At 67.3% G+C, this 12236-nt stretch carries 12 protein-coding genes; 3 read left to right on the top strand and 9 right to left on the bottom strand.

What is annotated here, in order from left to right; genetic code table 11:
• Nucleotides 1–308: 308 nt before the first annotated feature.
• Nucleotides 309–713, top strand: coding sequence for a hypothetical protein (locus ACZ6YV_RS22160; RefSeq protein ID WP_465511423.1), 405 nt, complete (start codon nt 309–311; stop codon nt 711–713).
• Here ACZ6YV_RS22160 and ACZ6YV_RS22155 read toward each other — a convergent pair.
• Nucleotides 691–1245: a hypothetical protein gene (locus ACZ6YV_RS22155; RefSeq protein WP_465511422.1), complete on the bottom strand. Its 555-nt coding sequence runs from the start codon at nt 1243–1245 to the stop codon at nt 691–693. The two genes, ACZ6YV_RS22160 and ACZ6YV_RS22155, sit on opposite strands and share 23 nt — an antisense overlap.
• 50 nt (nt 1246–1295) lie before the next feature.
• The gene (locus ACZ6YV_RS22150; RefSeq protein WP_465511421.1) at nt 1296–1706 is read right to left on the bottom strand and encodes a hypothetical protein; all 411 of its coding nucleotides are present in this window, start codon (nt 1704–1706) and stop codon (nt 1296–1298) included.
• A gap of 122 nt (nt 1707–1828) precedes the next feature.
• Between ACZ6YV_RS22150 and ACZ6YV_RS22145 the strand changes: the two genes are divergently transcribed.
• Nucleotides 1829–3175, top strand: coding sequence for an MFS transporter (locus ACZ6YV_RS22145; RefSeq protein ID WP_465511420.1), 1347 nt, complete (start codon nt 1829–1831; stop codon nt 3173–3175).
• A 128-nt stretch (nt 3176–3303) separates the two neighbouring features.
• Complete coding sequence (locus tag ACZ6YV_RS22140; protein WP_465511419.1) at nt 3304–4557, top strand: HNH endonuclease signature motif containing protein; 1254 nt, start codon at nt 3304–3306, stop codon at nt 4555–4557.
• A gap of 330 nt (nt 4558–4887) precedes the next feature.
• Here the strand turns inward: ACZ6YV_RS22140 and ACZ6YV_RS22135 are convergent, their stop codons facing one another.
• The 7 genes from ACZ6YV_RS22135 to ACZ6YV_RS22105 are packed head-to-tail and all read right to left on the bottom strand — an operon-like array spanning nt 4888 to nt 12181.
• On the bottom strand, nt 4888–5859 hold the full coding sequence (locus ACZ6YV_RS22135) for a squalene cyclase (protein WP_465511418.1): 972 nt from the start codon (nt 5857–5859) through the stop codon (nt 4888–4890).
• Between the two features lie 18 nt (nt 5860–5877).
• Nucleotides 5878–6645, bottom strand: a complete 768-nt coding sequence (locus ACZ6YV_RS22130; protein ID WP_465511417.1) for an HpcH/HpaI aldolase family protein — start codon at nt 6643–6645, stop codon at nt 5878–5880.
• On the bottom strand, nt 6630–7415 hold the full coding sequence (gene hpaH / locus ACZ6YV_RS22125; protein ID WP_465511416.1) for a 2-oxo-hept-4-ene-1,7-dioate hydratase: 786 nt from the start codon (nt 7413–7415) through the stop codon (nt 6630–6632). Before hpaH ends, ACZ6YV_RS22130 begins: the two co-directional genes overlap by 16 nt.
• Before the next feature lie 10 nt (nt 7416–7425).
• Nucleotides 7426–8520 (bottom strand): 3,4-dihydroxyphenylacetate 2,3-dioxygenase, encoded by a 1095-nt coding sequence (hpaD, locus tag ACZ6YV_RS22120; protein WP_465511415.1) that lies wholly within the window; start codon nt 8518–8520, stop codon nt 7426–7428.
• Between the two features lie 4 nt (nt 8521–8524).
• The gene (hpaE, locus tag ACZ6YV_RS22115) at nt 8525–10030 is read right to left on the bottom strand and encodes a 5-carboxymethyl-2-hydroxymuconate semialdehyde dehydrogenase (RefSeq protein WP_465511414.1); all 1506 of its coding nucleotides are present in this window, start codon (nt 10028–10030) and stop codon (nt 8525–8527) included.
• Between the two features lie 13 nt (nt 10031–10043).
• Complete coding sequence (locus ACZ6YV_RS22110) at nt 10044–10715, bottom strand: GntR family transcriptional regulator (protein ID WP_465511413.1); 672 nt, start codon at nt 10713–10715, stop codon at nt 10044–10046.
• On the bottom strand, nt 10697–12181 hold the full coding sequence (locus ACZ6YV_RS22105; protein ID WP_465511412.1) for a fumarylacetoacetate hydrolase family protein: 1485 nt from the start codon (nt 12179–12181) through the stop codon (nt 10697–10699). The genes ACZ6YV_RS22110 and ACZ6YV_RS22105 overlap by 19 nt, the downstream gene beginning before the upstream one ends.
• Between the last annotated feature and the right edge of the window lie 55 nt (nt 12182–12236).

Below are 12236 nucleotides of genomic sequence, written 5' to 3'. Positions count from 1 at the left end.
TGCCGCGGTCACTGCCGGATCCGAAGTTTTTCCGTTTCCGGCCCGGTCGGTTTTGGACTTGACACGGTGGTTGTTCGTCAAATTGTCTCTCCTGTCAAAGATGCGGGAGGAGAATACAACAAGATCAAAGAGAGGTGCGGGCCGCTTTCATGAGGTTTCAGGGCTCTCCTGTTTAACTCCGCAGGGCTGAACTTTCGGTGTCGGAACACGTATGGGCCGCCGCTGTCCGGGTGATTTCGGGCCGGGCCCGGTGTCTCCACCCGGGTAGTCGCTAGTCTTGATCTTCGACTGCGAGGGAGACTGAATTCATGGCGGAATGGGCCGATCTGGTCGCGTTCGTACGGCACGAATATCGGGTGGTAAAGGATGAACCGGACGAAGTTCGCATCCGGTTGTCCTACGGCGACGATGATTACGAAGAGCGTGCCCAGACCGTGGTCATCGCGCGGGAGATCTTCGACCGCCGCGAGGACTGGGTGCAGATCGCGACGCCGTTCGCGCGGGTCGACGAGGTCGATCTGGCGGCCGTGCTGACCGAGATCGGCAACACGATCGTCGTCGGCGGACTGGTGGTCATGGGGGAACACCTGGTGCTGCGCCATTCCCTGCCGCTGGTGAACCTCGACATCAACGAGTTCACCGACCCGCTCGAACTCGTCGCGGGCTCGGCGGAATTGCTGGAACAGCAGTTCACCGGACGCGACGACTACTGAGCCCGGTGACCTCTTCGAAGGAGGTCACGCGTTCACATTCTTCTTCGGTGAGTTTGTTGATCGCTGCCCGGTACGCCTGAGCTTGGGCCCTACTGGGCAGTTCACCCTTGAGGAGTAGCGGAAGCCCGAGTTCGAAACCGCACCGGGCCCGCGCTCCGTAACGGTGCCGCGTGCGGGCGACGGCGGTGGCGACACGGAGCCCGTGCTCGGTGCCTGGCGGTGTCGCGGGTCGATCGGTTTCGACGGCGGCGAACCGGAAACCGTTGGCCTGCTCGCATATCCCGCAGCCGGTGGGACCCGCGCCGAGTCCGTTGCCGCAGTCACCGCAGGGCAACCTGTCGAGGGCGGCGTCGACCACTCGCCATTCGAATGCGGACGTGTCGGCGACGACCATTTCGGCGAGGTCGGTTTCCTCTTGCGTGCCGGCGGTGACGCCGTATTCCACGAGGAACAGCCGCCAGCGGTCCGCGATGGTCGCCTCGACGGCGGCCAAGGCCTCGGCGGGGTGGCCGCCGCGCGGAAGGGCGGTCATGAGCGGGACTCTAAACCGCGCTCGTCCTGACCGCGATCGCTATTTCGAGCTCAGCAGGGTGTCGTCGACGACGGTGGAGGTGTCAAGCGCGGCTCGATCACGGCGGGGAACGGTGTCCCGGCGGTTTGAACGGAGCCCGCGAAGTGGACTCCCACGAAAATGGCCGCCAGCAACGAGCCCGAGACTCCCAGGATCAGGAACACCAACCAGACGTTGACCTGTGACTGCCGGAAGTCGTAGATGTTCGTGGTGCCGGTGGACTTCGCGCCGTCGTCATCGCGGCGGGCGTGGACCTGCGAGATTCCGCTGATCAGCCCTGTCGCGACGGTGAACGCGACGACGAGACCCCAGGCCAGGAAACTGGTCTTGAGATCGGTCGCGAAATTGATCGTGGTGCCGAGGGCGGCGGCGATGACGGCGCCGAGCAAGGACCAGATCCACACCGAACCCGCCCGCTTCAAGGCCGTCCCCTTCCTCGCGCCGAACCATCGGCTTACAACTCGCGGACCGGGCAGGCCTTGTTACGGCGGCCGGGAGCCGTGGCCCTATCGTGATCGGCGTGCGTGCACTGGGTGGAGCGGCGATGAGTTCTTCCAAATGGGGCGGGCTCGCGGCACTGCTAGCGGGATTTTTCGTGCTCCTGCTCGACACGACGATCGTCGCCGTGGCGAGCCCGAGCATCCAAGCCGACCTCGGCGGGGACGTCGCCGCGCTGTTCTGGGTGACGGCGGGCTACCTGCTCGCGTTTTCGGTCCCGCTGCTGGTCGCCGGTCGGCTCGGCGACCTCTTCGATCCGAAGCGCGTCTACCTCGTCGGCATGGCGGGCTTCGCGGTGTCCTCCGCGCTGTGCGGGCTCGCGAATTCGATCGAGTGGCTCATCGTCTTCAGAGTCCTGCAAGGCCTGGCAGCGGCCGCGATGTCCCCCCAACCGCTCACGCTGATCCGGCGACTGTTCGCCGAGGACGAGCGAGGTCGCGCGTTCGGCATCTGGGGTTCGGTCGCCGCGGCCGCCACCCTGCTCGGCCCCATGCTGGGCGGGCTGCTGACGGCGAGCCTCGATTGGCGCTGGATCTTCTGGGTCAACGTTCCCCTCTGCGGTATCGCCGTCGTAATAGGGATTCGCCTGATTCCGGGCAGCCGGGGAGGCGTCGCTCGATTCGACCTGCCCGGTGCCGCGTTGAGCACGGCCGGTCTGAGTCTTCTCGTGTGGGCTCTGCTGTCCTGGAGCCGTCTTTCGCTGCCCGCGGCCGTCGTCGGCGTCGCGCTGCTCGTCGGTTTCTATTTCCGAGAGCGCGCTGAAGGAGCAGACGCCCTCGCGCCCCTTCAGCTCTATCGCTCGTCCGGCTACCTGTTCGCGAGCCTCGCGATGGCGTCCCTCGGCGCGACGGTCCTCGCGATGGCGTTGCCCACCATGCTCTACATCCAAGGGGTGCGCGGTTTCGGGCCGCTCGAAGCCGCGATGGTCCTGGCGCCGGACGCCGTCGTCGCGATCCTGCTGTCGCCACCGGCCGGCCGCTGGGTCGACAGGGTGGGCGGGCGCCGACCGGCGATGCTCGGCATGGGCCTGCTCGCCGTGAGTTTATTGCTCATGGGTCTCGTGGTCGTGCTGCAGCTGAACCCTTGGTGGATCACCGGGGGAGCCGCGCTCCTGGGGGCCGCCAACGCGCTGGCCTGGTCGCCGCTGTCCGCGATCGCGATGGCGTCCGTGGACCCGGACGCGGCGGGTGGGGCGTCCGGCCTGTTCAACACGGTGAGGCAGGTGGGTGCGGTGGCGGGGGTGGCGATGACCGGCGCGATCCTGGCGGGGCTCGCCTCACGGCCCGTCTTGGCCTTCGGTGTCGTGTTCGGATTCATCCTTCTTGTCGCTGCCGGTGGTGTCGTCGCTGCTTTTCGGCTTCCTGAGAAAGTGCGGGCGGTCAATCCGGCGTGAATGCCTTTCACTTTTGGCATGTTTACTTGGCGTGATTTTCCGGATCACCCTTTGGATGTCGGCGGCCCGTTCTATTGTCACTTAAAATTACGAACACATGTTCGACTGGAGCGGTGTATTATGGAGGGGTGTCCGAGACTGTTCTTCCCGAGTTGCCGCAGGAGTTGTGGCGCGCTGGCAAGCTGGAGCTTGCCCATGGCGTGCAACAGTTCCTGCAGGTGATGCGGGTCGCCTCCGCCGGACTGGGGCAGTATCTGGCGGAAGTGGACTCTCGGGGCGTCAAAGACTTGTTCGGGTACGGCTCTACTGTGTCCTGGTTTGCTGATGTGGCGGGGCTTTCCTGGGGTGAGGCACGGCCGACGGTGACTCAGGCGATCGCGGTGAACCCGACCCGGGCTTTGGACGGCACGGAGATCCCGGCATTGGCGCCCGCCACGGGTGCTCTCGCCGCGGAAGGCGGAATCGGGGCTGAGCGCATCGCCCAGATCTTGGAGATCCTGGGACGGATCCCGCCCGACACCTCCGCTGAAGACCGGGAGAGTGCGGAGAAGATCCTCGCTAACCTGGCCCGGGGTGCGGGGCCGCGGCAGGTGGCGGATGCCGAGCAGCAGATCATGGGCTGGTTCGACCCGGACGGGAACGAACCGAAAGACCCTGAGCCGAAGCAGCCACGCCGCGAAGTCACCTTGGAGCGCCGTAAGGACGGGTTCTGGAAGCTGAACGGCCTGCTCGATGATGAGACGGGTGCCCGGACGGCCGCTGCGCTGGAGGCGTATGCGAAGCCCCGCCCGACCGACGAGTTCGGGCAGGTAGATCCGCGATCCAAGGATGAACGCCAAGGCGATGCGTGGGCCGAGCTCCTCGATCTGGCGATCGCGTGCCCCGACCAGCCCGGCACCAACGGGTATCGGACCTTGGTGCACGTCACCATCGGCTTGGACGAGTTGAAGTCCGGGATCGGGAAAGCCTGCCTCGACTTCGTCGGCACCATGACCGCCCGCGAAGCCCGCCTGGCCGCCTGCGACTGCCTCATGCTCCCCGTCGTGCTCAACGCGGCCGGAGAACCCCTGGATGTGGGGAGGCTACGACGGTTCGTCACCCCAGGTCAGCGCCGGGCGTTGAACATTCGTGATCGGGGTTGTGCGTTCCCCGGGTGTCATCGACGACCCAGGAATTGTCACGCTCATCATATTGAGCACTGGGCAGACGGTGGACCCACCGACCTCCGCAACCTCGTGTTGCTCTGCGGTTTTCACCACCGCCTGATCCATCACGGGGACTGGGAAGTCCGGATGGCCGCCGATGGGTTACCGGAGTTTATTCCGCCCCAGTATCTGGATCCGTTACGAAGAACCCGGCGCAACACCCTCCAGCGCGCCTGAACTCCCGCATGACCCGAGGAGCCCGCCAGCCACACCGGCGACGGGCCCCTCGTCATGCCCACAGACACCATGCCACCGAACCGGAACCCGGCGGATAGCACCTGGCCAAGTAGGCCTTCACGGACCCCGGCGGGCAAGAGTGCCGGAAAGCAGTGGGCAGGGTGGGTCGTGAGCGGCTAGGGCGGACCGGCCTTTGCCTACCTAACGCCGACCCGCACGAGGCTGACGATCCCAGCTGTCGACCGGATCGACGGTGAAGGAATTAGGACATTCAACGTCCCAATTCCTTCACCGTCGCGAGGCCACCCAACGTCCCGGATCCTCCGTTGATCAAGGCCGATGGGTTACCTGAGTTCCTGCGCTCGCCCAAGAGTCCCACCAGTTCAGGACCCGCGCGCCGTGCAAAGTCAGCCATTTCGACGGCTCACCAGCAGCGACGTCGACCTCGAACCACACCCGCCCCGCGTGCCGATGGGCCTGCAGCCAGGTTCCGTCCGGCTGGCGGGCGGCGCGGATCAGTTCGACGGCTTCAGCCATCCGCGGGTCCGGAGCCGTCCCGTCGTACAGCGAAGCCTGACGGAAGTAGTCTGCCGCGTTCAGTACGTCGTAGAACCAGCGGAACGGATAGGCGAAGACGGCGATCCACGGCGCGATGACCGAACCTGTCGACAACCGCCGGAACAGACCGCGTTCCAACAGGTACTCCTCGCCCGCGCGCCGGGCTGCCCGCGAAGCCGAGGTGCCACCGGTCGCGGTTTCGAGAGCGAGCAGGCCCTTGAGCGAGTTCAGGGTCGAGTGGACGGACGACCGTTTCGAGCCCTCGACCCATTCGCAGTTCCAGCCACCGTCGGGTTGCTGATGCTCCGGGAACCACGAGACGAGCGGGTCGACGTCGGCGCCGAGCCACAGTCCGTTCGCGAGGGTCCACGCGTTGATGCAGCAGTCGACCTCGCCGCCCCAGTACGGCAGGTCGTCGTACTCCCACCGGCTGTTCTTCGCGAGGAGTCCGGCGGTTCCGCGCAGGACCCCGGCGTCCATTCCCCACTCCCGCAGAGTGTTCAGCGACCACGTCGTCGCCGTCCACGGCTGTCCGTCTTCCTTACTGGAGCCGCCGCCGGAGCCGCCGCAGGGGAAGAACGCGCCGCCCGCCCACTGGCCGTCCGGGTCCTGGTGGGCGAGCAGGCGCGCGCCGAAGCCTTCGGTCGCGATCCGTGCCCGGTCGCCTCCCAGACCTCGGGCGGCTCGTGCGCGAGGTCGCGTTCCACCTGCCAGCGGAGGGCCGGATCGGAGTCGAGCAGCCACGGGATCATGCGGCCAACCTTAGGCCGAATGCCGCCGCGCGAGCGCCTCCGAACCTTGGGCGAGCAGTGTGACGTCGGCGCCGACCAGGACGAACGAAGCGCCGGCGTCGAGATAGCGCTGGGCCTGCGCGGGGTCGAACGCGTTGACCCCGACAGGCTTTCCTTGCGCACGAACAGCCTCGAACGTGCCGAGCACGGCCGCGGTGACGTCCGGGTGCGTCTGCTGTCCGAGCAACCCCATCGACGCGGCCAGATCGGATGGTCCGACGAAGACCCCGTCAACACCCTCGACGGCGGCGATCCCGGCGGCGGCCGCGACGCCCGCCGTCGACTCGATCTGAACGAACAACGACGTGTGCTCGTCGGCATTCGTCAGATAGCCCTCGACCCGGTTCCAGCGCGCGGACCGGGAAAGGGCACTGCCGACGCCGCGTACGCCTCGCGGCGGATAGCGGACGGCCCGTACGACGGCTTCCGCTTCTTCCGCGCTGTCGACCATGGGCACGAGCAAGTTCTGCGCGCCCAGGTCGAGCAGTTGCTTCAGCGCGACCACGTCGCCGGACGAGGCGCGCACCATCGGCGTGATCGGATAAGCGGCGATCGTCTGCAGCAACGACTGCACCGTCTCCAGCCCGGTGGGGGTGTGCTCGGTGTCGAGGAGCAGCCAGTCGAGCCCGGAGCCCGCGCAGATCTCCGCGACGACCGGGCTGCCCGACGTCACCCACATGCCGATCAGCGGCCGAGTGCCCAGCTGCTCCTGGAACGTCGGGTCTAGACGAAGCGGCATTTGATCGCCCCCAGGTCCCGGTAGTCGGCGGTCACGGTGTCGCCGGGGTGCACCCACATCGGCCGGGTGAACGAACCGGCCAGCACGATGTCACCCGGATCGAGTTTGTCGCCGTGCTGCGCGAGTTTGTTCGCCAGCCAGGCGACACCGTTCGCGGGATGGTTCAGTACCGCGGCGGCGACGCCGGACTCCTCGATGGTCTCGTTGCGGTACAGCAGCGCCGAAACCCACCGCAGGTCGACGGCGTCCACGGCGACGGGGTTGCCGCCGTAGACCATGCCGCCCATGGCCGCGTTGTCGCTGATCGTGTCCACGATGGTCCGTCCCGCCATTTCGATGCGGGACGACAGGATCTCCAGCGCCGGTACGACGTACTCGGTCGCCCGCAGCACGTCGAACACGGTGGTGTCCGGCCCGGCGAGGGAGTCACGGAGCACGAAGGCCAGTTCGACCTCGATGCGCACGTTCGAGAATCGGCTGTGCTCGATCACGGAACCGTTCTCGAACACCATGTCCGCGAAGATGGCGCCGTAGTCGGGTTCGGTGATCCCGGTGGCGGCCTGCATGACCTTCGAGGTGAGCCCGATCTTGCGGCCGACCGGACGGCGCCCCGCCTCGATGCCCCGGCGCCGCCATTCGTTCTGCACGGCGTAGGAGTCTTCGACGGTCATGTCCGGGTAGCGCGCCGTCAGCAGCGGGATCGTCTCCCTGGCCGCCTCCGCGGCCGCCAGTTCGTCGGCGATCGCGGTGATCGTTTCCTGTTCGAGCATGTTCCCCGCCTCAGAGCTGGTTGCCGAGTTTGTACTCGCCCTGTTTCCAGGCCGGCAGTTCCCCGTCGTCGTCACCCTTGCGGGTGTAGGAGAAGCCGTCGGCGCCGATGGTGACTTCCAGTTCGCTGTCGTCGGTCCGCGCGACCACCGGCTGCGGCTTGCCGTCGAGGTCGAGCACGAGGGAGGCATCCGTGTACCACGACGGGACCACCGGCGTGCCCCACCAGTCGCGGCGCTGGTTGTCGTGCACGTCCCAGGTGACGACCGGGTTGTCCGGGTCGCCGGTGTAGTAGTCCTGGGTGTAGATCTCGACGCGGTGCCCGTCGGGGTCGCGCAGATAGAGGTAGAACGCGTTCGACACGCCGTGCCTGCCGGGACCGCGTTCGATGTGGTCCGACATCCGCAGCGAGCCGAGTTTGTCGCAAATGGACAGGATGTTGTGCTTCTCGTGCGTGGCGAAGGCGACGTGGTGCATCCGCGGTCCGTCGCCACCGGTCATCGCGGTGTCGTGCACGGTGGGCTTGCGGCGCATCCAGGCCGCGTAGGTGGTGCCCTGTTCGTCCTGGATGTCTTCGGTGACCCGGAAGTTGAGGTCTTCCATGTGCTTGACCGCGAGCGGGACGTCCGGGGTGACCTGGTTGAAGTGGTCGAGCCGCACCAGCGCGCCCGGCAAGTGCAGGTCGTAACGCCAGCCGAGGCGCTCCACGTGCTGGACGTCGTGGAAGAACTCGATCGGGAAGCCGAGCGGGTCCTGCACGCGCACCGAATCGCCGATGCCCTTGGTGTATCCGTCCGCGCGACGCTCGACCCGGCAGCCCAGCTCCGTGTAGAACGCGACGGCCTTGTCCAGGTCCTCCGGCGACCGGACCCGGTAGGAGAAGGCCGCGACAGCGGCGACAGGGCCCTGGCGCAGCACGAGGTTGTGGTGGATGAACTCGTCGATCGTGCGGAGGCTGACCGTGGTCTCGTCCTCTTCGGTCACCGTCAATCCGAGGACATCGGCGTAGAAGGCTCGCGAGCGTGCCAGATCGGTGACGACGAGCTCCATGTACGCGCAGCGCAGGACGTCCGGCGGCGGCGATTTCGGGGTGGGGATCGTGGTCATGGCATCATCCTTTGCCGAAGGCGGGGTTGTGCACCTCGCCGAGATTGATGTGCACCGCCTGCTGGTCGGTGTAGAAGTCGATCGAGCGGTAGCCGCCCTCGTGTCCCAGCCCGGACGCCTTGACCCCGCCGAAGGGCGTGCGCAGATCACGGACGTTGTTCGAGTTGAGCCACACCATCCCGGCCTCGACGGACTGCGCGAAGTTGTGCGCCCGCTTGAGGTCGTTGGTCCAGACGTAGGCCGCGAGCCCGTACTTCGTGTTGTTCGCCAGCGCCAGCGCTTCTTCCTCGCTGTCGAACGGCGTGATCGCGACGACCGGGCCGAAGATCTCCTCCTGGAAGATCCGGGCGTCCGGTTTGACGTCGGCGAACACCGTCGGCGCCACGTAGTTCCCGGTCGGGAAGCCGTCCGGGCGGCCGCCACCGGCGACCAGCCTGCCCTCGGTCTTCCCGATCTCGATGTACTTCATGACCTTTTCGTAGTGCTCGGGGTGCACCAGCGCGCCGACCTCGGTCGCCGGCTCGCTCGGGTCGCCCACCACGACACGTTTGGCCTGCTCGGCGTAGCGCTCGACGAACTCGTCGTAGATCGCGCGCTCGACCAGGATCCGGCTGCCCGCGGTGCAGCGTTCGCCGTTGAGCGAGAACACGCCGAAGATCGTCGCGTCGATCGCGGTTTCCAAGTCGGCGTCGGCGAAGACGATGGCGGGCGACTTGCCGCCCAGTTCCATCGACAGTCCCTTGAGGAACGGAGCCGCGTTCCCGAAGATCAGGCTGCCGGTGCCGCTCTCGCCGGTGAACGAGATCAGCGGGACGTCCGGATGCTTCACCAGCGCGTCGCCGGCTTCCTCACCGAAGCCGTTGACGAGGTTGAACACGCCCGGCGGCAGCCCGGCCTCCTCGAAGATCTCCGCCCACAGCGACGCCGAAAGCGGGGTGAACTCCGCGGGCTTGAGCACGACGGTGTTGCCGGTCGCCAGCGCGGGCGCGAGTTTCCACGACTCCAGCATGAACGGCGTGTTCCAGGGCGTGATCAGCCCGGCGACGCCGATCGGCTTGCGGTTGACGTAGTTGACCTGGCGGCCCGGCACCTTGTAGGTGTCGTCGGCTTGCGCGACGATCAGATCGGCGAAGAACCGGAAGTTCTCCGCTGCCCGGCGCGCCTGGCCCAGCGCCTGCGAGATCGGCAGGCCGGAGTCGAAGCTCTCCAGCGCCGCCAGCTTCTTGTCGCGCGATTCGACGAGATCGGCGATGCGGTTCAGCACCCGGGACCGCTCGCGCGGAACGAGTTTCGGCCACGGCCCCTCGGTGAACGCCTTCCGCGCGGCCGCGACGGCGCGGTCGATGTCGGCCTTCTTGCCGGCGGCGGCCCGGACATAGACCTCGTTGGTCACCGGGTCGAGCACGTCGAGGACGGCGCCGTCGGCCGAATCGACGAGTTCGCCGCCGATGTAGTGCCGGATCCGCTCCGGGACACCGTCCGGGATCGGCCGGGGAGTCGTGGTGGTCAAAAGTCCTCCTCAGTCAGCGGTTCGCGCGCTCTCGAGCGTCCAAAAAGGCCTGCATGGTGGCCCAGCGGTGATTGCGCGCGGCGAATTCGATGTCGAGCGGGTCGGCCTTCTCGGAGATCAGCCGGAGGATCTGTTCGTGTTCCTCGACCGACCGGTGCGCACGGTCGGGGACGAACGCGAAAGTCGAGTCGCGCAGGCCGGACAGCCGTGTCCAGCCCTGGTGCACGAGGTCGAGGATCTGCGGGTTGGGGCAGCATTCGAAGAGCAACGAGTGGAACTGCTGGTTCAGCGCGGTGAACTCGTGCGCGTCGAAATGGTCGAGCAGCGCGATCATCCGCTCGTTCACCCGGCGCGCCTTCGCGATGTCCTCTTCGGTCAGTCCCGGCGCGGACAGCGCGGTGGCGACACCCTCGACCACGCCGAGGGTTTGCATGGCGTGGACGTATTCGTTCTGGTCCACCATCGCCACGCGGGCACCGACGTTGCGTTCGAAGGTCACGAGCCGTTCGGCCTCCAGCCGCCGGATCGCCTCGCGCACCGGGACGACGCTCATGTCGAGCGCGCCGGCGATCTCGGCGAGGACGAGCCGGTAGCCGGGCCCGTACTCGTGCCGGGCGATCCGCTCACGCAGCCACTCGTAGGCGAGCTCGGACTTGCTGGCCGTCTTCACTGCTTCTTCTGCCATGCCGCATACCTTTCCCGCCACAACGGGTTCAGCGGGAAGAGCCCCTCGATCGGGCGGCCCTGGCCGACCTGTTCGGCGATCCAGGCGTCCTCGTCCTCCTGGACCAGCGTCGCGTCGGCGACCTCTTCGGCCAGGCCCGGCGGGATGACGACCACGCCGTCGTCGTCGCCGACGATGATGTCGCCGGGCAGCACGGTGGCCCCGCCGCAGGCGACCGCGACGTCGGTGTCCCACGGCACGTGCTTGCGGCCGAGGACCGCCGGATGCGGGCCCTGGGAGAACACCGGGAGCCCGGTCGCCGCGACGGCTTCGAAGTCGCGGACCCCGCCGTCGGTGACCACCCCGGCGGCGCCGAGGTACCGCGCCCGCAACGCCAGGATGTCGCCGAGCGTGCCGGACCCCTTCTCACCCCGTGCCTCGATGACGATCACCTCGCCGGTGCCGACCGAGTCGAAAAGGCGTTTCTGCGCGTTGTAGCCGCCGCCGTGGGACTTGAAAAGGTCCTCGCGGTTCGGGACGAAGCGCAGGGTCCTCGCCGTGCCGACGATCTTCGAGCCTGCCAGGTTGGGGCGCACGCCGTCGATGGCGACGTTGTTCAGCCCGCGCTTGCGCAGCTGGGCGGACAAGCCCGCGACAGGCGCGCGAAGGAGCTTGGCGCGAAGTTCCTCGCTGAGCACGGGCGAACTCTCTTCCACCGGCTCGTTCGCGGGAGTGCCCCAGGCTTCGGCGCGCTGTTTGTCGTCGACCTCGGGCAGGCTGCCGACGTCCGAAAAGGACCGGATGCCCTGGGAGACGGTGGTGTGGAGCCGTCCGCTGCTGGTAGAGGTGCCGGGAACGTCCACTTCGACCACCACGACGTCGCCGGGGGAGACCACCGTCGACCCGGCGGGCGTCCCGGTGAGGATGACGTCGCCGGGTTCGAGGGTGAAGTGCTGGGAGAGGTCGGAAACGAACTGTCGCAGCGGGAAGATCAGCCCGGCCGTGGTGTCCTCCTGCACCAGGTCGCCGTTCACCCAGGTGCGGACGCGCAGCGACGAGGGGTCGACGTCGCGCGCGTCGATGAGACCGGGGCCGAGCGGGGTGTAGCCGTCACCGCCCTTGGACCGGACGTTGGACCCCTTGTCCGCGGTGCGCAGGTCGTAGAGGCCGAAGTCGTTCGCGGCGGTGACCGCGGCGACGTGGTCCCACGCCTCGTCCGGCTTGACCCACCGGGCCGCGGTGCCGATGACCAGCGCGATCTCGCCCTCGAAGGCCAGCAGTTCGGTGCCCGCCGGGCGTTCGACCGTGCCCCCGGACGTGCCGATCGAGCTCGACGGTTTGAAGAAGTAAGACGGGTTCGCCGGACGCCGTCCGCGCTGCTCGGCGCGTGACGCGTAGCTGAGATGGACGGCGATGATCTTGCCCGGACGGGTGCTCAGCGGACCGGACCCGCGTCCTGATGGCGCCGTTGACTCGTAAGTGCCCATGTTTCCCTGAATCCCTCGACCCTTGCTTCGTATCTAATAACGTATATGATTCTGT

Source organism: Amycolatopsis sp. NPDC102522, assembly GCF_055584485.1.
This window is presented reverse-complemented; position numbering and strand designations above follow the sequence as displayed.

Bases quoted from the DNA above. Each gene is read 5' to 3' on its own strand.
- ACZ6YV_RS22160 (WP_465511423.1), top strand. From the start codon at position 309: ATGGCGGAATGGGCCGATCTGGTCGCGTTCGTACGGCACGAATATCGG.
- ACZ6YV_RS22155 (WP_465511422.1), bottom strand. From the start codon at position 1,245: ATGACCGCCCTTCCGCGCGGCGGCCACCCCGCCGAGGCCTTGGCCGCC.
- ACZ6YV_RS22145 (WP_465511420.1), top strand. From the start codon at position 1,829: ATGAGTTCTTCCAAATGGGGCGGGCTCGCGGCACTGCTAGCGGGATTT.
- ACZ6YV_RS22130 (WP_465511417.1), bottom strand. From the start codon at position 6,645: ATGCCGCTTCGTCTAGACCCGACGTTCCAGGAGCAGCTGGGCACTCGG.
- hpaH (WP_465511416.1), bottom strand. From the start codon at position 7,415: ATGCTCGAACAGGAAACGATCACCGCGATCGCCGACGAACTGGCGGCC.
- hpaD (WP_465511415.1), bottom strand. From the start codon at position 8,520: ATGACCACGATCCCCACCCCGAAATCGCCGCCGCCGGACGTCCTGCGC.
- ACZ6YV_RS22110 (WP_465511413.1), bottom strand. From the start codon at position 10,715: ATGGCAGAAGAAGCAGTGAAGACGGCCAGCAAGTCCGAGCTCGCCTAC.
- ACZ6YV_RS22105 (WP_465511412.1), bottom strand. From the start codon at position 12,181: ATGGGCACTTACGAGTCAACGGCGCCATCAGGACGCGGGTCCGGTCCG.